This window comes from Streptomyces sp. NBC_00775 (assembly GCF_036347135.1).
GTDB classification, from domain to species: domain Bacteria; phylum Actinomycetota; class Actinomycetes; order Streptomycetales; family Streptomycetaceae; genus Streptomyces; species Streptomyces lutosisoli.
On the sequence record NZ_CP108938.1, the window covers coordinates 4,551,419 to 4,575,608 of the forward strand.

General features: G+C 68.6%; 24 protein-coding genes and 1 pseudogene. 14 read left to right on the forward strand and 11 right to left on the reverse strand.

Going from position 1 to position 24,190, the window contains the following annotated elements; translation table 11 throughout:
* Positions 1–43: 43 nt before the first annotated feature.
* From OIC96_RS20265 to OIC96_RS20275, 3 genes are all read right to left on the reverse strand, one after another.
* Entirely contained in the window at positions 44–772 is a 729-nt protein-coding gene (locus tag OIC96_RS20265) for a response regulator transcription factor (protein WP_330306489.1), read from the reverse strand.
* Positions 773–1,224: 452 nt separating this feature from the next.
* A complete protein-coding gene (locus OIC96_RS20270) occupies positions 1,225–1,863 on the reverse strand; it encodes an FMN reductase (RefSeq protein WP_330306488.1) in 639 nt (212 codons plus the stop codon).
* Positions 1,860–2,960 (reverse strand): LLM class flavin-dependent oxidoreductase, encoded by a 1,101-nt coding sequence (locus tag OIC96_RS20275; protein WP_330306487.1) that lies wholly within the window; start codon positions 2,958–2,960, stop codon positions 1,860–1,862. Before OIC96_RS20275 ends, OIC96_RS20270 begins: the two co-directional genes overlap by 4 nt.
* Before the next feature lie 148 nt (positions 2,961–3,108).
* On the opposite strand from OIC96_RS20275, the gene OIC96_RS20280 reads away from it, so the two are divergent.
* Positions 3,109–3,918 carry a helix-turn-helix domain-containing protein gene (locus OIC96_RS20280; RefSeq protein ID WP_330306486.1) on the forward strand — a complete coding sequence of 270 codons (810 nt, stop codon included), beginning with the start codon at positions 3,109–3,111 and terminating at the stop codon, positions 3,916–3,918.
* A gap of 127 nt (positions 3,919–4,045) precedes the next feature.
* Complete coding sequence (locus OIC96_RS20285; RefSeq protein WP_330306485.1) at positions 4,046–5,500, forward strand: MFS transporter; 1,455 nt, start codon at positions 4,046–4,048, stop codon at positions 5,498–5,500.
* A gap of 14 nt (positions 5,501–5,514) precedes the next feature.
* Here the strand turns inward: OIC96_RS20285 and OIC96_RS20290 are convergent, their stop codons facing one another.
* Positions 5,515–6,405: an NADP-dependent oxidoreductase gene (locus OIC96_RS20290; protein ID WP_330306484.1), complete on the reverse strand. Its 891-nt coding sequence runs from the start codon at positions 6,403–6,405 to the stop codon at positions 5,515–5,517.
* 123 nt (positions 6,406–6,528) lie between these two features.
* On the opposite strand from OIC96_RS20290, the gene OIC96_RS20295 reads away from it, so the two are divergent.
* Positions 6,529–6,936: a winged helix-turn-helix transcriptional regulator gene (locus tag OIC96_RS20295; RefSeq protein WP_327430696.1), complete on the forward strand. Its 408-nt coding sequence runs from the start codon at positions 6,529–6,531 to the stop codon at positions 6,934–6,936.
* On the opposite strand, the gene OIC96_RS20300 is transcribed toward OIC96_RS20295, so the two are convergent.
* Positions 6,909–7,400, reverse strand: coding sequence for a MarR family winged helix-turn-helix transcriptional regulator (locus tag OIC96_RS20300; RefSeq protein WP_330306483.1), 492 nt, complete (start codon positions 7,398–7,400; stop codon positions 6,909–6,911). The genes OIC96_RS20295 and OIC96_RS20300 overlap by 28 nt on opposite strands.
* Before the next feature lie 287 nt (positions 7,401–7,687).
* Complete coding sequence (locus tag OIC96_RS20305; protein WP_330310233.1) at positions 7,688–8,158, reverse strand: hypothetical protein; 471 nt, start codon at positions 8,156–8,158, stop codon at positions 7,688–7,690.
* A gap of 137 nt (positions 8,159–8,295) precedes the next feature.
* Between OIC96_RS20305 and OIC96_RS20310 the strand changes: the two genes are divergently transcribed.
* The 5 genes from OIC96_RS20310 to OIC96_RS20330 all read left to right on the forward strand — a co-directional run bounded on the left by OIC96_RS20310 (position 8,296) and on the right by OIC96_RS20330 (position 12,094).
* Positions 8,296–8,631, forward strand: coding sequence for a YnfA family protein (locus tag OIC96_RS20310; protein ID WP_330306482.1), 336 nt, complete (start codon positions 8,296–8,298; stop codon positions 8,629–8,631).
* 220 nt (positions 8,632–8,851) lie between these two features.
* Positions 8,852–9,622, forward strand: coding sequence for an SDR family NAD(P)-dependent oxidoreductase (locus OIC96_RS20315; RefSeq protein WP_330306481.1), 771 nt, complete (start codon positions 8,852–8,854; stop codon positions 9,620–9,622).
* Positions 9,622–9,792, forward strand: a complete 171-nt coding sequence (locus tag OIC96_RS20320; protein ID WP_330306480.1) for a hypothetical protein — start codon at positions 9,622–9,624, stop codon at positions 9,790–9,792. The genes OIC96_RS20315 and OIC96_RS20320 overlap by 1 nt, the downstream gene beginning before the upstream one ends.
* 37 nt (positions 9,793–9,829) lie before the next feature.
* Positions 9,830–11,074, forward strand: coding sequence for a GNAT family N-acetyltransferase (locus OIC96_RS20325; RefSeq protein ID WP_330306479.1), 1,245 nt, complete (start codon positions 9,830–9,832; stop codon positions 11,072–11,074).
* Between the two features lie 144 nt (positions 11,075–11,218).
* Entirely contained in the window at positions 11,219–12,094 is an 876-nt protein-coding gene (locus OIC96_RS20330; RefSeq protein WP_406501900.1) for an LAGLIDADG family homing endonuclease, read from the forward strand.
* 62 nt (positions 12,095–12,156) lie between these two features.
* Here the strand turns inward: OIC96_RS20330 and OIC96_RS20335 are convergent, their stop codons facing one another.
* Positions 12,157–13,350 carry an RtcB family protein gene (locus OIC96_RS20335; protein ID WP_330306478.1) on the reverse strand — a complete coding sequence of 398 codons (1,194 nt, stop codon included), beginning with the start codon at positions 13,348–13,350 and terminating at the stop codon, positions 12,157–12,159.
* A gap of 202 nt (positions 13,351–13,552) precedes the next feature.
* On the opposite strand from OIC96_RS20335, the gene OIC96_RS20340 reads away from it, so the two are divergent.
* The 3 genes from OIC96_RS20340 to OIC96_RS20350 all read left to right on the forward strand — a co-directional run bounded on the left by OIC96_RS20340 (position 13,553) and on the right by OIC96_RS20350 (position 16,943).
* Positions 13,553–14,380: a DUF3558 domain-containing protein gene (locus OIC96_RS20340; RefSeq protein WP_330306477.1), complete on the forward strand. Its 828-nt coding sequence runs from the start codon at positions 13,553–13,555 to the stop codon at positions 14,378–14,380.
* Positions 14,381–14,527: 147 nt separating this feature from the next.
* Entirely contained in the window at positions 14,528–15,406 is an 879-nt protein-coding gene (locus OIC96_RS20345) for a DUF3558 family protein (protein WP_330306476.1), read from the forward strand.
* A 190-nt stretch (positions 15,407–15,596) separates the two neighbouring features.
* Positions 15,597–16,943, forward strand: a complete 1,347-nt coding sequence (locus OIC96_RS20350; RefSeq protein WP_330310231.1) for a DUF2637 domain-containing protein — start codon at positions 15,597–15,599, stop codon at positions 16,941–16,943.
* Positions 16,944–17,016: 73 nt separating this feature from the next.
* Here OIC96_RS20350 and lysS read toward each other — a convergent pair whose 3' ends face one another.
* Entirely contained in the window at positions 17,017–18,759 is a 1,743-nt protein-coding gene (gene lysS, locus OIC96_RS20355) for a lysine--tRNA ligase (protein ID WP_330310230.1), read from the reverse strand.
* A 155-nt stretch (positions 18,760–18,914) separates the two neighbouring features.
* Here lysS and argS point away from each other — a divergent pair, with 155 nt between their 5' ends.
* Entirely contained in the window at positions 18,915–20,675 is a 1,761-nt protein-coding gene (gene argS / locus OIC96_RS20360) for an arginine--tRNA ligase (protein ID WP_330306475.1), read from the forward strand.
* A 205-nt stretch (positions 20,676–20,880) separates the two neighbouring features.
* Positions 20,881–21,609, forward strand: coding sequence for an SDR family oxidoreductase (locus OIC96_RS20365; protein WP_330306474.1), 729 nt, complete (start codon positions 20,881–20,883; stop codon positions 21,607–21,609).
* A gap of 96 nt (positions 21,610–21,705) precedes the next feature.
* Here OIC96_RS20365 and OIC96_RS20370 read toward each other — a convergent pair whose 3' ends face one another.
* The 3 genes and pseudogenes from OIC96_RS20370 to OIC96_RS20380 all read right to left on the reverse strand — a co-directional run bounded on the left by OIC96_RS20370 (position 21,706) and on the right by OIC96_RS20380 (position 23,037).
* Positions 21,706–22,122 carry a hypothetical protein gene (locus OIC96_RS20370; protein ID WP_330306473.1) on the reverse strand — a complete coding sequence of 139 codons (417 nt, stop codon included), beginning with the start codon at positions 22,120–22,122 and terminating at the stop codon, positions 21,706–21,708.
* Positions 22,119–22,592: a MarR family winged helix-turn-helix transcriptional regulator gene (locus tag OIC96_RS20375; protein WP_330306472.1), complete on the reverse strand. Its 474-nt coding sequence runs from the start codon at positions 22,590–22,592 to the stop codon at positions 22,119–22,121. The genes OIC96_RS20370 and OIC96_RS20375 overlap by 4 nt, the downstream gene beginning before the upstream one ends.
* Positions 22,593–22,603: 11 nt before the next feature.
* A pseudogene (locus tag OIC96_RS20380) lies at positions 22,604–23,037 on the reverse strand (ATP-binding protein).
* Positions 23,038–23,401: 364 nt separating this feature from the next.
* On the opposite strand from OIC96_RS20380, the gene OIC96_RS20385 reads away from it, so the two are divergent.
* Complete coding sequence (locus OIC96_RS20385) at positions 23,402–24,187, forward strand: DUF4253 domain-containing protein (protein ID WP_330306471.1); 786 nt, start codon at positions 23,402–23,404, stop codon at positions 24,185–24,187.
* Positions 24,188–24,190 lie beyond the last annotated feature (3 nt).

Genomic DNA, 24,190 nt, shown 5'->3' on the forward strand with positions numbered 1-24,190 from the left:
CGGGTGCGAGGGACCGGGAGGGCTTGGTGGAGCCGGGGGCCACTCAGTCCTCCCTCAATACGTACCCCACGCCCCGCACGGTGTGGATCAGTGCCGGTCCCCCCGGCTCGTCGAGCTTGCGCCGCAGATAGCCCACGTACACGGCGAGGTTCTTCGATCCCGGGCCGAAGTCGTAGCCCCAGATCCGGTCGTAGATCGTGGCGTGGTCGAGGACGATGCCGGCGTTGCGGACGAGCAGTTCGAGGAGTTCGAACTCGGTCCGGGTCAGCTCCAGCTCCCGCTGCCCGCGCCACGCGCGCCGCGCCTGGATGTCCATGCGCAGCCCGGCCGCGGTGAGCTGCCCGTTCGACGCCTGGGCCTCCTTGGACCCGGATGCCTGTACGTCGTCGAAGGCGCCGTTCCCGTTGCCGGTGCGGCGCAGCAGGGCGCGCAGCCGGGCGAAGACCTCCTCGACGTCGAACGGCTTGACCACGTAGTCGTCGGCGCCGGCGTCCAGGCCCGCGATGCGGTCCGCGGTCTCGACGAGCGCGGTGAGCATCAGGATGGGGGTGCGGTTTCCCTCCGCGCGCAGCACGCGGCACACCTGGAGGCCGTCGATGCCGGGCATCATCACGTCCAGGACGAGGACGTCCGGTGGGGTGCGGTGGGTCTGGGCCAGCGCCTCCACTCCGTCGGCGACGGCCGTCACCTCATAGCCCTCCAGTGTCAGCGCCCTTTCCAGGGCGTGACGGATGGCACGGTCGTCCTCGGCGAGCAGCACGTTCTGGGGCACCCCACCAGTCTGCCAAGCCCCTGGCCGAGTACGACCTGATGAGCGGACCTATCCCCGCCCTTCTTACCCGCCTCTCACCCCTGCCTGGCGCGTCGCCTTACCTCCCCGGGTCACTGTGTCCCGTATGTCAGGACGGGCGAGCCCTGACAGTCCCTGCGCCCGGCCGCCCCGGGGACACCCCCCGGCTCGGGGGCGGCCGGAGCGGCAGGGTCTGCGCCGGTTTCTTTCGCCCCCGCCGCCCCTACCCGTCCCATCCCCCAGGGGCTCCGCCCCTTCGACCCCGTTCGGTTGTGTTTCGGCTGCGGGTGGGTGGGGGCTGGTCCAAAAGATTGCGCAGTTCCCCGCGCCCCTAAAAGGGGCGCGGGGAACTGCGCGAGCAACCCCCACCCACCCGCAGACGACTGTGGCGCAATCTTTTAGCGGGGTCTGGGGGCGAAGAAGGTCCCGGCGCCCTACGGCCGTAGCGCCGCAAGCTGCTGCGCGAAGGGGATCACCTCGAAACGGCCCCCCGCCCCGGTCACCGACACCGCCCCACTCCCCCGCGGCCCCGCCGTCAGCCCCACCATCAACCCGGCCAACTCCCCCGCCGCCCTCTCAATCCGCTCCGCCAGCCCCTCGGCCCCCCAGTCCTCCGAAGCCGCATACACCCCGGTCGGCACGACCACAGCCCGCAGATACGCGAACAACGGCCGCAGCGCATGCTCAAGGACCAGCGAGTGCCGACCCGAACCACCGGTCGCCGCGATCAGCACCGGCTTCCCGGCCAGCACATCCTTGTCCCCACCGGACATCACGTCGAAGAAGGACTTGAACAGCCCGCTGTAGGAGGCGGAGAACACCGGCGTGACGACGATCAGCCCGTCCGCGGACGTCACCGCGTCGATCGCGGCGGCCAGCTCCCGCCCGGGGAACCCGTTCGTGAAGTTGTGAGCGATCTCGACGGCCAGATCACGCAGCTCGACGACCTCGACATCGACCTCGACATCGGCATCGGCGCCCGCACGACGAACCGTCGCGGCCGCCAGCCGGTCCCCCAGCAACCGCGTGGACGACGGAACACTCAACCCCGCAGAAACGACGACGATCTTCATACGACGGTCACCTCCTGGGAAGCCGTACCGAGGGACTGGACAAGAGAAGCGTGGGTCGGCGCGTCCGGCACCCCGGCCGGACGCCGCTTGGCGAACTCCTCGCGCAACACCGGCACGACCTCCTCGCCCAGCAGATCGAGCTGCTCAAGGACGGTCTTCAGCGGCAGCCCCGCGTGGTCCATCAGGAACAGCTGGCGCTGGTAGTCACCGGCGTACTCCCGGAAGGCCAGCGTCTTCTCGATCACCTGCTGCGGCGAGCCGACGGTCAGCGGGGTCTGCTCGGTGAAGTCCTCCAGCGACGGCCCGTTCCCATACACCGGGGCGTTGTCGAAGTACGGCCGGAACTCCTTCACGGCATCCTGCGAGTTGCGCCGCATGAACACCTGGCCGCCCAGCCCCACGATCGCCTGCTCGGCCGTGCCGTGCCCGTAGTGCGCGTACCGCTCGCGGTAGAGCTCGACCATCCGCTTGGTGTGGTCGGCCGGCCAGAAGATGTTGTTGTGGAAGAAGCCGTCGCCGTAGTACGCGGCCTGCTCGGCTATCTCCGGCGAGCGGATGGAGCCGTGCCAGACGAACGGCGGTACGCCGTCCAGCGGCCGCGGCGTCGAGGTGAACGACTGCAGCGGCGTACGGAACTTGCCCTCCCACGTCACCACGTCCTCGCGCCACAGCCGGTGCAGCAGCGCGTAGTTCTCGATGGCGAGGTTGATGCCCTGGCGGATGTCCTTTCCGAACCAGGGGTAGACCGGGCCGGTGTTGCCGCGCCCCATCATCAGGTCCACTCGCCCGTCCGCCAGATGCTGGAGCATCGCGAAGTCCTCGGCGATCTTCACCGGGTCGTTGGTGGTGATGAGGGTCGTGGACGTGGACAGGACGAGCTTCTCGGTGCGCGCGGCGATGTAGCCGAGCATGGTGGTCGGCGACGACGGCACGAACGGCGGGTTGTGGTGCTCGCCGGTCGCGAAGACGTCGAGCCCGACCTCCTCGGCCTTCTGCGCGATGGCGACCATGGCCTTGATGCGCTCGTGCTCGCTCGGCGTCCGGCCCGTGGTCGGGTCCGGTGTGACATCACCGACGCTGAAGATCCCGAACTGCATGGTCGCTCATCCTCCAGGTTGTTGAGTATTCAACTATACCCTCGAACCATCCCCCCTCCGCAGATATTCCAGAGATACTCCAGCAGCCCGAGGGGCCCGACAGTCCGGCACTCGGGGCGTTGTCAGTGCCCCGCCCTACGATCTCCTCATGGCCGCCCCACGCCGTGACACCCGTGGCATCGTCGACGCCGCGGAACTCTTCGCGCGCGTGAACTTCCGACGCCCCGAACCCCCCGAACCCCTCCGCCCTTACGTGGAGCACTACTGGCTGATCGACTGGGACCTCCCCGAGCCGTACGTCTCCCATGTGGTCCCGCACCCCTCGGTCCACATCGTGTTCCAGCAGTACGAGGGTCAGGAGCCGTCCGTCGAGGTGGCGGGCGTCCAGTTCGGCCTGTTCACCCAGAAACTGGAGGGTCGGGGACGGGTGTGCGGCGTCAAGTTCAGGCCCGGCGCCTTCCGCCCCTTCGCCCCGCAGCGCTCGGTGTCGGAGTGGACGGGCCGGCGGACATGGTGGCCCGAGGTCTACCCGGACACGGACCCCGCCACGATCCTCGCCCCCGACGAGGAGGCCGCCCGCCTCGCCGCCCTCGACGCCTTCGTCCACACCCTCGGCCCCCACCCCGACCCCCAGGCCGATCTGGCGACGGCCCTCGTCGACCGCATCCGCACGGACCGCACGATCCGCCGCGTCGGCGACTTCGCCCGCGCCGAAGGCATGTCCGTACGACTGCTGCAGCGCCTGTTCGCCGGATACGTCGGCGTGGGCCCCAAGTGGGTCATCCTCCGCTACCGCATCCACGAGGCCCTGGAACGAGCCGAGACCTCCCAGCCGGTGGACTGGGCAGGCCTGGCCGCCGACCTCGGCTACGCCGATCAGGCCCACCTGGTACGGGACTTCACGGCGACGGTAGGCGTCCCGCCGACGGCATACGCGAGCGGCCGCCAGTCCACCTGACCCCATCCGCCCCATTCGCCACACCCGTCACCCCCGCCACCCCCACAATCCCCGCCATCGCCGCAATCGTCGCCATCGCCGAGTAATGACTTGACCTCCCCCTCCCCCATGCTCCACATTTATCTGCGTGACGCAGACACTGCACAACGCAAAAGAACCCAACGAAACCAAAGAAGAATCCGCGCCCCCGTCGTCGCGCACCCGCTGGCTGATCCTCGGAGTCGTCCTGGCCGCCGACATCCTGGACCTCCTCGACAGCACGATCACCAACATCGCCGCCCCGACCATCGCCAAGGACCTCGGCGGCGGCACCACCCTCATCCAGTGGCTCGGCGCCTCCTACGCCCTCGCCCTCGGCGTGCTGCTGGTCCTCGGCGGACGGCTGGGCGACAAGTACGGCCGCCGCACCCTCTTCCTCACCGGCCTCGCCGGCTTCACCGCGGCCTCGGTCGCCTGCGGCCTCGCGCCGAGCCCGGGGACACTCGTCGCCGCCCGCCTCGCACAGGGCGCCTTCGGCGCGCTCGTCATCCCGCAGGGCTTCGGCATCCTCGGCGCCACCTGGCCCCGGGACCAGATCGGCAAGGCGTACAGCCTCTTCGGCCCGGTGATGGGCCTCTCGGCCGTCGGCGGCCCGATCCTCGCCGGCTTCCTCATCGACACGAACATCGGCGGCCTCGGCTGGCGCGCGATGTTCCTCATCAACATCGTCCTCGGCGGCGCCGCACTCCTCGCCGCCGCCCGCCTGCTCCCCCGCGACACCGGCGACCGCACGGTCACCGTCGACGGCCCCGGCTCAGCCCTCCTGGCCGCCACCATGCTCGCCCTGCTCTCGGCCCTCATCGAGAGCTCGGCACACGGCTGGACGACCACGAACATCCTGCTCCTCGCCGCGGGAGCAACCCTCTTCGCCGCCTTCTGCCACCGCCAGCGCACCGCGGCCAACCCGCTGATCCAGCCCTCCCTCCTCCACAACCGGGGCTTCACCTCAGGACTCGTCCTCGGCATCGTCTTCTTCGCCGCGGTCGCCGGACTCCTCTACGTCGTCTCGCTCTTCTTCCAACAGGCCCTCGGCCGCTCCCCCGCCGGCGCCGCGCTCGGCCTGATGCCCCTGTCCGCCGGCATCGTCATCGCCGCGATCGCCTGCTACCGCCTGATCGGCATACTGGGCCGCCGCCTCGTCCTCCTCGGCCTGCTCATCACCCTCGCCGGGACGGGATACCTGCTCGCCCTCGTCACCACCTCCGGTACGGACACCGGCAGTTGGGCCCTGGTCCCACCCCTGCTCGTCATCGGCCTCGGCATGGGCACCTGCTTCGGCTCGATCTACGACGTCACCATCGGCGACATCGCGCAGAGCGAGGCGGGCAGCGCCGGCGGCTCGCTCGGCGCGGTCCAGCAACTCGCCAACGCGATCGGCGCCGCGGCCGTCACCACCGTCTACTTCAAGGCACTCAAGCCGACCGGCGGCGGCGAGGCCCACGCCACCACCATGAGCCTCATCGCCGTCGCCGCGGTCACCCTCCTGTGCTGCCCCCTCGTACGCCTCCTGCCGCTGAAGGCACCGGAGGACCAACATCACTAAGGAAATACGAGCCCTTAAGGCTGAAGCACCAGCCGCCCCCGCAGCCCGCCCTCCGCCAGCCGCGCGTGTGCCTTGGCCGCCTCGTCCAGGGCGTACGTCTCGGCGACCCGAAGCGTCAGCACCCCCTCGTCGACGAGCGCCGCCAGCTCCGCGAGCCGCGCCCCGTCGGGGGCGACCTCCACCGCGCCGGTCCGCACCCCCCGCACGGACGCGGGGTGGGCCCCCGGAATGACCCCTACGAACGCGCCGCCGTCCCGCACCCACTCCAGGGCGGCTTCACCGAGCAGCGCCGCGTCCAGCACCCCGTCCACGCTCCCCGCCGCCACGGCCCCCGACGCGAACCGGGCCGCCCCCAGCGACCGTACGAGCTCCTCGTCGCCCTCCCGGGCAAGGGCGGTCACCGACAGCCCACGATGGACGGCGAGCTGCACGGCATAACCACCGACCGCACCCGCGGCCCCCGTGACCACCAGGCTCTGCCCCGCCTCCAGTCCCAGCGCGTCCAGGGCCTGCGCGGCGGTCAGCGCGTTCAGCGGCAGGGTCGCCGCGTGCACCACGTCGACCGAAGCGGGCGCCTTGGCCACGGCATCGGCGTCGACAACGACGTAATCGGCATGCGTACCAAGGGACTTGGCGGTCCCGTAAGCCAGCGCCACCACTTCATCGCCGACACTCCACCCCGTGGCCACGCCCGTCGCGTCGACGGTCCCGGCCACATCCCACCCCAGCCCCAACCTCTTCCCCGCGCCCCCGAACCCGCCCGCACGCACCCCCGCGTCGACCGGATTCAACGCGGCGGCCGCGACCTTGATCCGCACCTGCCGAGCCCCCGGCTCGGGCACCGCCACCTCGACGATCTCCACGACATCCGGACCACCAAAACCCGTCACAACAGCTGCACGCACGTCAACTCTCCTCACTCCAAGGCGATTTACCGGGTATCTCTCCCGCTGCAACAACCCTAGGAAGAGTTACTATCCTTTGGTAAGTAGGCACCTGAAGGTGCGTACGTCACCCGGAGGTGAGCCATGGCGACCACGACGGCGGCCCAACAACGCAAGCAGGCACGCATCGAGTACGACGCGTTCATCAGGAGCTGCCCCACCAACCAGCTCCTCGACCGCATCAGCGACAAGTGGGTCAGCCTGGTCGTCAGCGCGCTGGCCGAAGGGTCCATGCGTTACAGCGACCTGGGCCGCAAGATCGCGGGCGTAAGCCCCAAGATGCTGACGCAGACCCTGCGTTCACTGGAACGCGACGGCATCGTCGCCCGCACCGTCACCCCTTCCGTACCGGTCCGGGTCGACTACGAACTGACCCCCCTCGGCACCAGCCTCAGCTGCCTGCTCTCCGCTGTGAAGGACTGGGCGGAACTACACATCGAGGAGGTCAACGAAGCGCGCGAGCACTACGACACCTCCTCCGAGGCCTCCTGAAACTCCCCGCCCCGCAGCCGCGCGATCTGCTCCGCACTGAAATCGACCGTGCGCCTCATATGCCCGATGATCAGGGCGAGTTCATCATCCTCAAGCCCATCGAACAGGGCGTACCAGCCACCCCCCAGCCGGTCCCACATCCGCCCGAACTCGACGATCTTCTCCGGCACGGTCGCCACAAGCACCCGCCGCCGGTCGACCACGTCCCGCTCCCGCACGACGTACCCGGCCTTCTCCAGCCGGTCCACCAGCCGCGTGGCCGACCCGGTCGTCAGCCCGGTCAGCTCGGCGATCCGCCCGGTCGTCACCGCCCCGTCCTCCAGGCTGAGCAGATTCAGACACTGCAGATCCGTCGGATGCAGCCCCAGATGATCGGCAACGGCCTGGTTGAACAGCGCGTACGACGCCATGTACCGACGCGACACCACAGACAACTCACCAAGCAACCGCTCCCGCCCAGCCATGCCCCACCTTTCCTCTGCACGAAACAGAAATCGTACGACGCAGACACCCACCCACACCGGACCGACCCGATCACCCACCCCCACCCGGGACAACGACGCACCCGCAGTCGGCAACGCACAGAAGGGGCCGTGCCGGTACGTCCAGCCCGTCGCTTACGTGGTTATGGCCAAGTTCATGCCATGGCAGCAAGCAGTAATGCCCACCGGCGACGGGCTGGACGTACCGGCACGGCCCCGACCCCCACGACGAACCGCACCGCACCGCACGCGCACGCGCACCCGGCCCCTCAGAACGCATACGAATCCCCGGTGTCCAGCGCCAACACCCGCTGCCGATCATTCGCATGGTTCCGATCCACGGCCCCACCACTCCACACCGTGTCCACCTCCATCGTGACCTCCGACGGCACCCCCCGAAGCCACACCGTCAGCCGAATCTCCTCCCCCAGCCCATCCGCCGCCAACGCCCCCGTCCGGCACACCACAGCCCGCGCCTCCACCCGAGCACACCCCTCCGGCAGCCGCTGCACATCCGCCAGCGCCGCCGACCACCGCAGCCGCACCGTCGCATCGGCAACAGCGTTCGGCCCATGGTTCTGCGGCGTCAGCCGGACATCGACGCTGCCCGCGGCCATGGACACGTACCCGTGGTAGGCGAGATCGGCCTCAGGAGCGAGGGCAACAACAGGCGAGCCCGCACCCACCACAAGAAGAGCCCCCGCACCCACCCCACACAGCATCCGCATCCGCATCCGCATCCGCATGACGTCATTTCCTTCGCTCGAACCACAGGGTCACCCGATGTATCCCACCCCTGACCGCCGACAGGCGCCGTCCATCAGGTGACGCAATCCCTGTCGCAATCCCTGTCGCACCCCCATGCGAAGGTGAACGCATGCTGATCGTCCGCTCCGCCGCCCTCTTCGTCCTCGCCGCACTCTTCGAGATCGGCGGCGCCTGGCTGGTCTGGCAGGGCGTACGCGAACACCGCGGCTGGCTCTGGATCGGCGCGGGCGTCATGGCACTCGGCGTGTACGGCTTCGTCGCCACCCTCCAGCCGAACGCCGACTTCGGCCGCATCCTCGCCGCGTACGGCGGAGTCTTCGTGGCCGGCTCCCTCGCCTGGGGCATGGTCGCGGACGGCTACCGCCCCGACCGCTGGGACATCACCGGCGCGCTGATCTGCCTCGTGGGAATGGCCATCATCATGTACGCGCCACGCGGCAACTGAGCCCACAGAACCCGACCGCGGAGCTCACCGGATCCGACCGCGCAGCTCACCGGATCCGACCGCGCAGCTCACCGGATCCGACCGCCCAGCTCACCGGGCCCGGAACCCGGACAGCTCGACGCCACCGCCCGCCACCTGCCTATCCTGGCGAAGACTGCCGCACACCCAAGAACACGAGCGCACCGCCCAAGAAGACGAGCGCACCGCCCAAGGAGCACACATGACCGCGCCCTCCGCCCCTTCCCGCATCGCCGTCGTCACCGGCGCGAGCAGCGGTATCGGCGCGGCGACGGCCCGGCAACTCGCCGCGGCCGGCTACCGCGTCGTGCTGACCGCCCGCCGCAAGGACCGCATCGAGGCGCTGGCAGAAGAGATCAACGCGGCGGGCCACGAGGCGGCCGCGTACGCGCTGGACGTCACGGACCGCGCGGCGGTCGACGAGTTCGCGACGGCGTTCAAGACGATCGGCGTCCTGGTCAACAACGCGGGCGGCGCGCTGGGCGCCGACCCGATCGCGACGGGCGACCCGGCCGACTGGCGCCAGATGTACGAGACGAACGTCATCGGCACGCTCAACATCACCCAGGCCCTCCTCCCCGCCCTCACCGCGAGCGGCGACGGCACGGTCGTGGTGCTCTCCTCCACCGCGGGCCACGGCACGTACGAGGGCGGCGGCGGCTACGTGGCCGCCAAGCACGCCGAGCACGTCCTCGCCGAGACGCTGCGCCTGGAGATCGTCGGCACGCCCGTCCGTGTCATCGAGGTCGCGCCCGGCATGGTCAGGACGGACGAGTTCGCGCTGACCCGCTTCGGCGGCGACACGGACAAGGCGGCGAAGGTCTACGCGGGCGTGGCGGCCCCCCTGACCGCCGACGACGTCGCGGACACCATCACCTGGGCGATCACCCGCCCCAGCCACGTCAACATCGACCTGCTGGTGGTCCGCCCGCGCGCCCAGGCGTCGAACACGAAGGTCCACCGGGAGCTGTGATGCCGGAGCAGCCGGAAACACCGCAGTCGCCGGAGGACTCCCTCGAGAAGCACCGCCTGGCCGAGGAGACGAGGAACGAACGCAAGGTCTGGTACTTCCTGGCCTACTTCCTCTTCGGCATCCACATCGTGGCGTTCGTCATGATCTACGCGGTGACGCACGCGAAGTGATCGCGACGGGCGTACGGCCGACGTACGCTCCCGCGATGTGAACAGACACATACGCTTCGAGCGTCTGCACAACTTCCGTGACCTGGGCGGATATCGGACCGAGGACGGCAGAACGGTCCGCCCGGGCCGCCTGTTCCGAGCGGACTCGCTCGGCAAGCTGGCCCCGGGAACGCCGGACTGGGACCGCTTCTCGTCCCTCGGTATCGGCACGGTCGTGGATCTCCGCTACCCCTGGGAGATCGAGGCGCGAGGCAGGGTCCCGGAGCACCCGTCCCTCACGTACCACAACCAGAGCATCGAGCACCGCCCGTACGACCAGGCTGCGTTGGCGCCGTCCGTGGCCCCCGGCCCCTACCTCGCCGCCCGCTACATGGAAGTGGCCGAAGACGGCACGAAGGAAATCCGCGAGACGCTGGAGCTGATCGCGAAGTCGGCCGAGTCGAACACCCCCCTGGTCTTCCACTGCGCCTCGGGCAAGGACCGCACGGGCTTGATCGCAGCCCTGGTCCTGTCCCTCCTGGGAGTCCCGGAGAAGACGATCGTCGAGGACTTCACCCTCACAGAACGGGCAACGGCCCACCTCCTGTCGGACTGGCACACGGCAAACCCGAACCGCACCCTGACCTGGCCGGCCTACGGCAAGGCCCCCGCCGAGGTGATGACGGAGTTCCTCTCCACCCTGAAAACCCGCCACGGCTCGATCCAGGCCTACGTCACCGACACCCTCGGCCTGGACAACACCTTCACGGAGTCCCTCCGGACGGCCCTCCTCGAACCGCCCCTGACCTTCCGCGGAGCAACCGAGAACGACCTCCCCACCCTGGTCCGCCTACGCGACGACGCTGCCCGCTGGCAGCAGGCCCACGGCATCGACCAATGGAAGCCGGGCCAACTGGGCGAGCGCCACTTCCGCACCCGCCTGACCGAGGGCGAGGTCTGGCTCGCGCTCCTGGGCGACCAGATCGCGGGCGCCTGGGAACTCTGGTGGGACGACCCGGCGGCCTGGGGCCCCCAACCCCCCACCGCCGCCTACATCCACCGCCTGATGACCGACCGCCGGGTGGCCCCACCCGGCACGGGCCGCCTGATGCTGACGGAGGCGGAACGCCGCATCGCAGCCTCCGGCCGCCCCCTCTCCCGCCTGGACTGCCTCTCCAGCAACCCACGCCTACGGGAGTACTACCAGGCCGCGGGCTACACGGTCGTCGGCGAACAGTCCACGAAGGACGGCGGCTTGGGCAGCCCGTACGCGGTGACGCTGCTGGAGAAGCGGCTCGCGTAACTCACAAGGGTGAACCGGATAGATCACCCATACGGGCCCAGAACTCCCGACCTAGGCTCGCGCCACAACATCAAAAACGACGGCCCTCGGCCGGGATAGCCGTCCCGGCCGAGGGCCTGACCACCAAGGAAGGCAGACTTCCCTGTGGCTGAACGCGAGCCTAACGCGCACCAATTCACGCTGGATGACGCCCTGGGCGTCGACACGACGGGGTTCATGGACCTCGAAGACCCCAACTATGCCTACATGTTCGGCTTCTTGCAGGCCGACGGGCACCTCTCTCAGCAGTCCAGGCAGCGAGGGCGCCTGACGGTAGAGATCAATACGCGGGACATCGAGCTACTGCGCGAGTTCCAGCGACTGACGCCGTACAACAGCAGCATCACAGAACGCACTCGGTCCACGAACTTCGCCGAGATCCACCATTCGGCGACCTGGTCCGTGTGCTCCCTCGAAGCCAGGACCAAGCTCAACCAACTCGGCCTGCCCTACGGCCGCAAGTCGAAGAAGATCACCCCGCCGCGCGTCGAGTTCTCGCGCCGCGACTACCTCCGAGGCGTAATCGACGCCGATGGTTCAGTGGGCTACACAGGCAAGGGCTTCACCTTCATCTCCCTCACCACGGCCAGTACGGCCATCGCCGCCTACCTGTGCTTCTACGCAAAGAAGATCACGGGAGCCGAGCGCTTCATCAAGCGCAACACTCGCGACGGGATCTACAACATCCTCTACACGAAGGAGGCAGCCCAGGAATTGGGCAGTCATCTCTACTACCGAGGCTGCCTTTCGCTGGAGCGGAAGCAGACGGCCGCCGAATCACTCGCCACTTGGCTGCGCCCAGCGGACATGAGGATCGCACCCGACCGTCGACGCTGGAAGGAGTCTGAGGACCGAGTGCTGCTGAGCCTGAACAACGATGCATTGGCAGCTCAGGAACTCGGCCGCTCCCAGAAGAGCTGCTACATCCGGCTCTGGCGCCTACGCACCGGGAAAGTACCCATGCCGCCGAGTGATCAGTGATCAGCGACCACTGAAGGACGGCCCCCGAGTTTGCTCCAGCTCGGGGGCCCTCGCGCGTCGATTCATCCCTTCACACAGATGAACTGCTTCAGCTTCGCCACAACCTCAACAAGGTCGCGCTGCTGCTCCATCACCTGCTCGATGTTCTTGTACGCCCCCGGGATCTCGTCCACGATGCCCGAGTCCTTGCGGCACTCCACGCCCCGCGTCTGCTCTTCCAGATCCTTCGTCGTGAAGCGACGCTTCGCCGCGTTGCGGCTCATACGCCGACCCGCCCCATGCGACGCGGAGTTGAAGGCCTTCTCGTTTCCGAGCCCCTTCACGATGTACGAACTGGTGCCCATCGACCCCGGGATGATCCCGAACTCGCCGGAGCCCGCGCGGATCGCGCCCTTGCGGGTGACCAGCAGATCCATGCCTTCGTAGCGCTCCTCCGCCACATAGTTGTGGTGGCAGGAGATCTCCTGCTCGAAGGCCGGCTTCGCCTTCTTGAACTCCTTGCGGACCACGTCCTTCAGGAGCGCCATCATGATCGCGCGGTTGTACTTGGCGTACTCCTGGGCCCAGTAGAGATCGTTTCGATACGCCGCCATCTGCGGGGTGTCCGAGACGAACACAGCCAGGTCGCGGTCCACCAGTCCCTGGTTGTGCGGGAGCTTCTGAGCAACGCCGATGTGGTACTCGGCCAATTCCTTGCCGATGTTCCGAGAGCCGGAGTGGAGCATCAACCAGACAGAATTTGACTGGTCAAGGCAAATCTCGATCATGTGGTTGCCGCTTCCGAGCGTTCCAATCTGCTTCGTGGCACGTTCCTGACGGAATTTGACCGCTTCGGCGACCCCATCGAACCGCCCCCAGAACTCATCCCACCCAGCCGTAGCCATCCCATGGAACCGCCCCGGCTCAACCGCGGAGTCATGCATCCCCCGCCCCACCGGAATCGCCTCCTCGATCTTCGACCGAAGCCGCGAAAGATCCCCCGGCAGATCATTGGCGGTGAGCGACGTCTTGACGGCAGACATCCCGCACCCGATGTCGACCCCCACCGCCGCAGGACACACCGCATCCTGCATGGCGATGACGGACCCGACGGTCGCGCCCTTCCCGTAATGCACATCCGGCATCACGGCGAGCCCCTTGATCCAGGGCAGGGTCGCCACGTTCTGGAGCTGGCGCAGGGCCACGTCCTCGACCGACGCCGGGTCGGTCCACATGCGGATGGGGACCTTCGCCCCCGGAACCTCTACGTACGACATATCGTCCTCATTCCCCCGGAACCCAACACAAGTCATAAAACGCAAAACCGGTGCCAAGGTCGACGTATAGGACAACGGACCGGCGTCCACGGCAGTGCGTGCGATACACATTGTCTCCAGGGGCCGCCCCCACGCGGCAACCGAATAACCACAGGACACCCGGGCCGCAGCGCCGTCGGGAACCGTCGAGAGGAGCCTGACCGTGCAGCGGAAGGCGTACGTACCCGGCGTCGCCGTACTCCTCGCGGCATTGCTGGCGGGCTGTACGGGCGGTTCGGGAAGCGGCGGTCCGGAAGAGGACTCCAAGGGGAGCGACTCCACCGCCACGGCGACGGCGGCTCAGCCGGGCAAGTACCGCACGCTCCCGGAGGCCTGCGGCGCGGCCTCCGATGACACCCTCGACTCGCTCCTTCCCGGGATCAAGCAGATCGCCGACGAGGAGCAGCGCGAGAAGGCGTACGAGGGCGAGGCCACGCTCACGTACGACACGGACCGGCGCGACGGCTGCCGCTGGAAGGTGGAGTCCACGTCCGCCACCGATCACCTCCTCATCGACTTCGAGCGCGTGGTCTCGTACGACAACGCGGTGAGCGACGACAGCAAGGCCGAGGAGATCTACGGGCGCAAGGAAACGGCGGCCGACCTTCCCGAGCCCGCCGACACCGGTTCGAGTGCCGACTCCGGCGCCTCGGACACGGCCACTCCCTCCTCATCCCCGTCCGCGTCCTCCTCGTCGTCCTTCTCCACGTCCCCCTCCACGTCGGCGTCCGCGTCCGAGACCCCCGTCGATCTCCAGCCCCGTACGCTCGACGGTCTCGGCGACGAGGCGTTCCTGAACGACAAGCTGAGTTCGGCGTCCTCGACGGCTCAGCAGCGCACGGTGACTGTGGTGTTCCGCACGTCGAATGTGATCGTGACGATCGAGTACGCGGAGCAGCCGACCGCGTCCACCGATGCTCCGGACAGCAAGGAAATGCAGGACAGCGCGCGGAAACTGGCGCAGAAGCTCGTGGAGACGCTCAACGCGTAGCGGGTCCGCGGCGCCTGTCGGTGGCCTCTCTCAAACCCCTCGAACAGGAAACGCTCAGCCGCCTCACCGCGTACCGTGGCCCCTCGGACCCGACCGGCCGCACGTTCCATGTGCGGCCGTACCACGAGCGCCACGAGTGAAGGAACCATGCACCGACCAGTACAGCGAGTAGGCCGAGCACCGCGACTCACCCGCATCCTTGTCAGCGCAGCAGCCGTCCCGGTGATGCTCGTCGCCGCGGGCTGTTCTTCGGACTCCGGCTCCGGTGACGACGCGAAGGCGAGCGCCGGTTCGAGCCCTGACGCGAAGGCGTCCGCGAGCGCTTCGGCCAACGCCGTCAAGCCGGCCGCGTACGCGACGCTTCCCGAGCCGTGTGCGGTGCTGTCGAAGAAGACGCTGGGCGAACTGGTCCCGAAGGGCGCCAAGTCCGGCAAGGAGGGCAAGTCGGATGATGTGGCGACACGCGGCAACTGCTATTGGAGCAGCCTCGACAACAACGGTGTGAAGGGCTCGCAGTTCCGCTGGCTGAACGTGGCGCTGCTGCGTTTCGACTCGGACTCGCGCGGCGAGGGCGACCAGCTCGCGCACACGTACTTCGAGAAGCAGGTCACGAACGCGCAGGCGGTGACGGGTGCGAAGAACACCAAGTCGGAGCCGGTGGCCGGGACGGGTGACGAGGCGACGGCCGTGACCTACGACCTGAAGAAGAAGGAAGGCTCCTTCAAGCAGCAGACGATCGTGGCCCGCGTCGAGAACGTCGTGGTCACCCTCGACTACAACGGTGCCGGTCTCGCGGGCGAGAAGACCCCGAGCGCCGCCGCCCTGCTGAAGGCGGCCGAGAAGGCCGCGAAGGAGGCGGTGGCCTCGGTGTCCGCCGCGAACCAGGACGGGGGCGCCCAGGCGAGCGCCTCCCCCTCGAAGTCGGCGACCCCGTCGAAGTCGGCCTCTGCGTCGAAGTCGGCTTCCCCGTCGAAGTCGGCGTCCAAGAGTGCCTCGCCGTCCAAGTCGGCGACCAAGAAGAGCTGAGCTCGTTGGACAGCGTTCTGCGGCTCAATTCGTAGTCCCACCAGGACAGTTGGTGGAGCCCGGGCCCTACGGGGACCGGGCTCCTGCCGTACCGCTCGACCGTACGCCGCACACATGTGCCACCCTGTTGCCCGCAACAACGTGCAATGGGAGGGGAGTACGGGTGTCCGCGCCCATTCAGCTCACACGGATGCACCGCGTTCTCATCGGCGTGGTCGTCGCCGGTGCGCTCGTCATCGCGGGGATCGGTTTCGCCGGTTCGTATGCCGCCGTCCGTGAGCTCGCCATCAAGAAGGGCTTCGGGAACTTCTCGTACGTGTTCCCGATCGGTATCGACGCGGGAATCTGCGTCCTGCTGGCCCTGGACCTGCTCCTCACCTGGATCCGCATCCCGTTCCCGCTGCTGCGCCAGACGGCGTGGCTGCTGACGGTCGCGACGATCGCGTTCAACGGCGCGGCGGCCTGGCCGGACCCGCTGGGCGTGGGCATGCACGCCGTCATCCCGGTTCTGTTCGTGGTCTCGGTCGAGGCGGCCCGCCACGCGATCGGCCGGATCGCGGACATCACCGCGGACAAGCACATGGAGGGCGTCCGCCTCACCCGCTGGCTGCTCTCCCCGGTTCCGACGTTCCTGCTGTGGCGCCGCATGAAGCTGTGGGAGCTGCGCTCCTACGAGCAGGTCATCAAGCTGGAGCAGGACCGTCTCGTCTACCAGGCCCGCCTCCACTCCCGCTTCGGCCGCGCATGGCGCCGCAAGGCCCCGGTGGAGTCGCTGATGCCGCTGCGGCTGGCGCGCTACGGCGTCCCGCTGGCGGAGACGGCCCCCTCGGGTCTGGCGGCGGCGGGCATCGAGCCGGTGCTGCTGCCCCCGGCGCCGCAGTTGGAGGTGGCGCGCGAGCCGGAAGCGACGGCACCCGTCGTACAGAGCAACGCGGCGCCTGTCCGGGAACAGCTTCCCGCCGCCGAGGCGAACGAGCCCCCCGAGCAGCCGGAGGACTACGCCGAGCCGCAGAGTCAGTGGCTTCAGGCGCGGGATCCCCAGTCCGTCGCGTATCAGGGCGGCTACGACCCGACGTACGACCCGGATGTCGCGTACCGGCAGTGGTACGAGGAGCAGCAGCAGGCCGAGCAGTTCGAGGAGCAGCAGCTGTTCGAGGAGCAGCAGCGGTTCCGGGCTCGGCAGCAGTTCGAGGAGCAGCAGCGGTTCGAGCAGCAGACGTTCCCGCAGCAGCGGATTGAGGAGCAGCCTGCTCCCGCCCCGGAGCCCTCTCCGGAGGACACCGGTACCTTCCCGATCCCGTCCGGCCCGGGCCGTACCCGTGAGCTGGGTGGGGGCGGCGGCTCGGAGCCGACCGAGGAGGACTACTACCTGGTCTTCAAGAAGTCGATAGACGGCAGCTATCCGACCTCGGGCCAGTTCAGGGACGACGTGGAGGCGACGTTCGGGACCACGCTCCCGCAGCGCGAGGCCGACCGGTTGGTCAAGCGCTTCACCAACCGTCACACGGCGGATCTCCAGGAAGAGCACATCGCGTAGGCACGTCAGCGTGTACGAGGAAGGGGGCGCCCGGTGATCACCGGGCGCCCCCTTCCTCGTAGAGCCGAAGGCCTTATGCGCCGAGCAGCTTGCGCACCCGGTCCTGTCCGACCGCCAGCAGCAGCGTGGGCAGCCGCGGCCCGGTGTCCCGCCCGACCAGCAGGTGGTACAGCCGCGCGAAGAACGTGCGCTGGGCGACCTTGATCTCCGGCGGCAGTTCCTTGGCGGTGGCGTCGGCGGGGAAGCCGGCCTGGATCTTGGGGACGCCGTAGACGAGGTGGGTGAGCCCGTCCAGGGACCAGTTCGCCTCCAGCCCCTCCACCAGCAGCCGCAGCGATTCGCGCCCCTGGTCGTCGAGGGACTTCAGCAGTTCGACGTCGGGCTCGTCGCGGACGATCGTCCGTTCCTCGGCGGGAACCTGCGTGTTGATCCAGGTCTCGGCCTTGTCGAGCCGGGGCCTGACCTCGTCGAGCGAGGTGAGCGGGTTCTCGGGGTCGAGTTCGCTGAGGATCCGCAGGGCCTGGTCCTGGTGGCCGGCGGTGATGTCGGCGACGGAGGCGAGGGTGCGGTACGGCATCGGGCGGGGCGTCGGGGGGAGTTCCCCGGCGGCGGTGCCGACGGCACGGGCGTACGCGGCGGCGTCGGCCGGAAGGACCGACCCGTCGGCGACCTTGCCGGCGAGCTTGTCCCACTCGTCGTACAGCCGCTGGATCTCCTGGTCGAAGGCGATCTTGAACGACTGGTTGGGACGGCGGCGGGCGTACAGCCAGCGCAGCAGCTGCGGCTCCATGATCTGGAGGGCGTCGGCCGGGGTGGGGACCCCGCCCTTGCTGCTGGACATCTTGGCCATGCCGCTGATGCCGACGAAGGCGTACATGGGCCCGATCGGCTGCTTGCCGCCGAAGATGCCCACGATCTGGCCGCCGACCTGGAAGGAGGACCCCGGAGACGAGTGGTCGACGCCGCTCGGCTCGAAGACGACACCCTCGTAGGCCCAGCGCATGGGCCAGTCGACCTTCCAGACCAGCTTGCCGCGGTTGAACTCGCTCAGCCGGACGGTCTCGGAGAAACCGCAGGCGGTGCAGGTGTACGTCAGCTCGGTGGTGTCGTCGTCGTACGCCGTGACGGTGGTGAGGTCCTTGTCGCACTGCCCGCAGTAGGGCTTGTACGGGTAGTACCCGGCGGCCGAGCTGCCGTCGTCCTCGGCGGCGGCGCCGGAGCCTTCGGCGGCTTCGAGTTCGGCCTCGTCGACGGGCTTCTGGCCCTGCTGCTTCTTGGCGGGGGCCTTCTTGGTCCGGTACTGGTCGAGGATCGCGTCGATGTCACCGCGGTGCTTCATCGCGAACAGGACCTGCTCGCGGTAGACGCCGGAGGTGTACTGCGCGGTCTGGCTGATCCCGTCGTACTCGACGCCGAGCTCGGCCAGCGCCTCGACCATCGCGGCCTTGAAGTGCTCGGCCCAGTTCGGGTGCTCCGAGCCCTTCGGGGCCGGTACGGAGGTCAGCGGCTTGCCGATGTGCTCGTGCCACGAGTCGTCGATGCCGGGGATGCCGACCGGGACCTTGCGGTAGCGGTCGTAGTCGTCCCAGGAGAGCAGATGGCGCACGGTGTGCCCGCGGCGGCGGATCTCGTCGGCGACGAGGTGCGGGGTCATGACCTCGCGGAGGTTGCCGAGGTGGATCGGGCCGGAGGGGGAGAGCCCGGACGCGACGACGACGGGTTTGCCCGGGGCACGGCGCTCCGACTCCTCGATGACCTCATCCGCGTAACGGGAGACCCAGTCGGTGGTCTCGGTGCTCTGAGCCACGATCGGCACGTCCTTCTTTCTCATACGCCAGTACCGCTGACCGCACCATTCTCCCAGCTCGGGCCTGAACCGCGAAAACGGCTTTTCAGTGCATGGGATACTGGGCTTTCCTGGCTGTCACAGCCAGTGAATTTCCGGAACCCGAGCAGAACGGCAGCCACTCCATGGCCTCGGTCACGTCCCTCACCGCTTCCGTCCATCAGCGCCTCGCGGACGCCCTCTCGGCAGCCCTGCCGGAGGCCGGTTCCGCTGACCCGCTGCTGCGACGAAGCGACCGGGCCGACTTCCAGGCCAACGGGATCCTGGCCCTCGCGAAGAAGGCGAAGGCGAACCCGAGAGAGCTGGCGACGCAGGTCGTGGCGCGGGTGGAGTCGGGTGACGTGATCAAGGACATCGAGGTCTCCGGCCCCGGCTTCCTGAACATCACGATCACCGACCGGGCGATCACCGAGAACCTGGCGGAGCGGTACGCGGACGGCGAGCGCCTCGGCGTGCCGCTCGCGGAGCACCCGGGCACGACGGTGATCGACTACGCGCAGCCGAACGTGGCGAAGGAGATGCACGTAGGCCATCTGCGGTCGGCGGTGATCGGCGACGCGGTGGTGCAGATCCTGGAGTTCACGGGCGAGAACGTCGTCCGTCGCCATCACATCGGCGACTGGGGCACCCAGTTCGGCATGCTCATCCAGTACCTGGACGAGCACCCGCACGAGCTGGACCACAAGGACGCCCAGGTGAGCGGCGAGGAGGCGATGTCGAACCTCGACCGCCTCTACAAGACGGCGCGCAAGCTCTTCGACTCCGACGAGGAGTTCAAGACGAGGGCGCGCCGCCGGGTGGTCGACCTCCAGGCGGGCGACCCGGCGACGCTCGCCAGCTGGCAGAAGTTCGTGGACGAGTCGAAGATCTACTTCTTCTCCGTCTTCGAGAAGCTGGACATGGAGATTCGGGACCCGGACATCGTCGGCGAGTCGGGCTACAACGACATGCTCGACGAGACGTGCCGCCTCCTGGAGGAGTCGGGCGTCGCGGTCCGCTCGGAGGGCGCGCTGTGCGTCTTCTTCGACGACGTCAAGGGTCCGGACGGCAACCCGGTCCCGCTGATCGTGAAGAAGTCGGACGGCGGCTACGGCTATGCGGCGACGGACCTGTCCGCCATCCGCGACCGTGTCTTCAACCTCAAGGCGAACAGCCTGATCTACGTCGTGGACGCCCGTCAGTCCCTGCACTTCAAGATGGTCTTCGAGACCGCGCGCAGGGCCGGCTGGCTGAGCGACGACGTGAAGGCCCACCAGCTCGCGTTCGGCACGGTCCTGGGCAAGGACGGCAAGCCGTTCAAGACGCGTGAGGGCGAGACGATCCGGCTGGTGGATCTGCTGGACGAGGCGATCGACCGTGCCTCGGCCGTCGTACGGGAGAAGGCGCTGGACCTCTCCGAGGACGAGATCGCCGAGCGGGGTACCCAGGTCGGCATCGGCGCGGTGAAGTACGCGGACCTGTCGACGTCCGCGAACCGCGACTACAAGTTCGACCTGGACCAGATGGTGTCGCTGAACGGCGACACGAGCGTCTACCTCCAGTACGCGTACGCCCGTATCCAGTCGATCCTCCGCAAGGCGGGCGAGGTTCGCCCGGTCGCCCACTCGGAGCTCGAACTGGCACCGGCCGAGCGGGAGTTGGGCCTGCACCTGGACCGCTTCGCGGAGACGGTCGCGGAGGTCGCCGAGGAGTACGCGCCGCACAAGCTGGCGGCGTACCTCTACCAGCTGGCGTCCCTCTACACGACGTTCTACTCGGAGTGCCCGGTCCTGAAGGCGGACACCCCGGCCCAGATCGAGAACCGCCTGTTCCTGTGCGACCTGACGGCCCGCACGCTCCAGCAGGGCATGGCGTTGCTGGGGATCAGGACGCCTGAGCGGCTCTGATGTCCGTACGTCGCTGATGTGACGTGATTTCAGAACGCCCGGCCGGGGTTTCCCGGCCGGGCGTTCTGCATGCCGTCAACTCGCTGCGAGGGCAGCCCTGTTCGCACGGAAGGCCGTGAGCGGCACAACAGCCGCACTCGCCCTTGGCGATGTGGAAGTGGTTCATATGTAACATTCCGGACATGCGCTCGACGAAAGGCATGTCATGAAGTTCGCAGTCATCGGCGGTACCGGGCTGATCGGGTCGCAGGTCGTCAAGAATCTGAACGCCGCGGGGCACGAGGCGGTACCGCACTCGCAGTCCACCGGAGTCGACGTCATCAGCGGCCAGGGACTGGACGAGGCGGTGGCGGGAGCCGACGTCGTCGTCAACCTGACGAACTCTCCGACCTTCGACGAAGCCTCCCCGGCCTTCTTCCAGACCTCGATGGACAACCTTCTGGCCGCGGCCCAGAAGGGCGGCGTCGGCCACTTCGTCATCCTCTCGATCGTCGGCACGGACCAGGTGCCGGAGCTGGACTACTACCGGGCCAAGGCGCTCCAGGAGAAGATCCTCGCGGCCGGGCCGATCCCCTACTCGATCGTCCGGGCGACGCAGTTCATGGAGTTCATGGACGCCGTCCTGTCCTGGACCGCCGACGGCGACACCGTCCGGTTGCCCGCCACGCCCATCCAGCCGATCGCCGCCAAGGACGTGGCCGGCGCGGTGACAGAGGTCGCCGCGGGCACCCCGCTGAATGGCATGCGCAACATCGGCGGCCCCGAGATCTTCCCCCTGGACGAGCTGGGCCGGATCACCCTGTCCCACAAGGGCGACAACCGTACCGTCGTCACCGACCCCACCGCGGGCATGTTCGCCGCCGTCAAGGGTGACGTCCTCACCGACAAGCAGGCTCACCTCGCCCCCACCCGCTACACCGACTGGCTCTCCTGACTCGCTCGCGCTCTCAGACCCCTGGCTGCCGCCGGCACAGCGGTTGCAGTACTGGTGCACCCCTCGCCCTGCGAAGTGACCGAAAGGCCGCCCGGCTTACCGCCAGGGGAAAGGGGCGAGGTCCGGTTCGACCCAGCCGGTCCTCGCCTCGGTGCTCGCGAGGGTTGCGGGCCGGTAGAAGCGAGCGAGGAGGCGTTTGTCGAACAGCGCCGGGTGCCGGGCGGCGAAGGCGTCGAAGTCGCCGGTGTTGTCGGAAGTGTGAGAGGTGTCGTCGTTCGCCGTGTGATGACCGACCAGCTCGACCCAGGCCCTGCTGACAGTGGCGTTGTACTTCTGTGGCGCTCCCGCATAGCGGGCGGTGCGCTGGATGCCGTCGCTGACCAGGTCCACCGCCGCGGCGGTGCCGTATCGCCGGGTGGCGAGCCACGTCAGCTGGATGTGCTGGCGGTGCCCGAAGCGGTCGGCGGTGGCCATCACCTCCCCCATCAGCTCCTGGAAGGGCGCGGCGTTCATGAGGACGCGTCCGTCAAGGCCCGCAGGACGGCGTGGAAACCGGCCACCGCCGCCGAGGGCAGGTCGCCGAGGGCACGCTGCTCCAGATCGGTCAGGGTCTGGCGAATCATGTCGGCCGCCGCATGTCCGGAGGGGGTCAGCTCGATGAGCACGGAGCGGCGGTCGCCCGCTCGGGTGCCGCGGGTGATGTGACCCCGGCGCTCGAGCCGGTCCAGCACGCTGGTCAGCGTCGTGGGACGGGCGCCCACGGCGGCGCCCAGCTCGGAGACGGTACGGCCGCGTCCGTCGGCGAGGTTGGCCAGCGCGTTGATCTCGGAGGCGGTCAGGTCGAGGTCGACGAGCTCGGCGGCGAGCGTTCGCAGCGTGGTGTGGGTCGCGCGTTGCAGGGCGAGCAGTGCGGACGGCGACTCCGGCTGCACGGATGCCGTGGGCGGCGTGGATGACGTGGATGGATCGCTTCCAGAATTCACGATTTCGGATATTACGATTTCGTAGTACCTTCGGCAAGACCTCCCCCAGGACAGACCAGCTCGCACCACACCGACTTCCCGGGGTCCCGCTCCCCCACCCCCACTTGTCACTCAGCGCCGCGACGAGCAGAAGCCCACGCCCACCCTCGTCGGCGTCGTCCGCGATACGCGGGGTACCGGGCCCGCTGTCGTGTACCTCCACCCGCAGCACGTCCCCCTCGTACCGCAGGAGCAACAGGAACCGCCGCCCGGGCGGCACCCCGTGCACCAACGCGTTGGTCGCCATCTCACTCACGCACAGCAACACGTCGTCGCTGCGCTCGACTTGGGTGAGTCCCCAGTCGGCCAGAGCGCGGTAGGTGAACTGCCTGGCGGCGGGGACGGATCGGCGGTCCCGGGGGAAGAACCGCTGGCGCCAATCGGGGAGTTGGGTTGCCTCGTTCACGGGACGACTGTCGCGCAGAGTCACTACTTTGGATCAGCGAGTGAACCCGTACTCGGAATTTGTACGGGCTCGTACGGCGTCAGGCAGAAACGGGCGTGGGGAGTCAGACCAGCATGAAATCCGAGCCGTACGCGCCATTTCGCGACGCATTCGAGAACCCCCGGGTGAATTCGCGAAGTCGCCAGTGATCTCAGGGTGATTCGGGATCATCCAAAGACCGGCGGAATGATGGCGGGATCATGGCGAGACCACGGCGAGAGCATGACATCAGGAGCCGGGCTCGGCGACCGCTTTCACCACACTCCCAGAGGTCCCAAAGGGGTGCCCCCACCACATGTCAGTGGCTGCCCCTACAGTCGGCGGCATGGCGACTCTTCCCAACCCGCTGCCGAAGCTGGCGGCCGACCCGAGCGGGCGTTCCCTCGGGCTTCAACTCCCGCCCGGGAGGCTGATCGACACGACAGAGGACGGTGCGTGGCACGAGCCGTTGCTCTGGCACGCCGAGCGGTCCGCCGCCCCCGGCAACTGGACGGCGCTGGGCGCACCCGCCGGGCGTGCGGGGCTGCTCCCGGTGCTCGTCGACCTGGGCGGTGCCCAAGGCGGGCCTGAGGAGTGGGAGTTGATGCCCGCGGAGATGTCGTACGCGGGGGATCACGACGCCGAGGAGGTGCTCGCGGAGTTCTGGGAGGAGTGCGCGGCTGACGGTGAGGAGTGGCCGGGACTGGCCGCCGGCCCCGTCCTTGCCGCCGACGCGGACGTGCGCGCCGCGGAGGTCGCCGACTCCCTGGCGGGCGGGGGCCGTTCCTGGTTCAAGGACCCTTACCTCGCCCTGGTGCCCGCACGCCGCAGCGCGGACGTCCCCGCCGCCGTCGGCTGGCCGGGCCCGGCGAACCACGAGAGCGACACCGCGCGCCTGTGCGCGGTCCTGCGCTCCTGGGAGGACCGCTTCGGTATACGGGTCGTGGCGCTCGGCTTCGACGTCCTCGCCGTGTCCGTGGCCGCCCCGCCCACCACCCTCGCCGAGGCCGAGGCCATCGCCGCCGAGCACTTCGCGTTCTGCCCGGACAACGTCCTGCAAGGCCCGGGAACCCTGGACGCGTACGCCGGCCGGCTCATCGGCGAACGCGTCTGGTCCTTCTGGTGGGACTGAGCC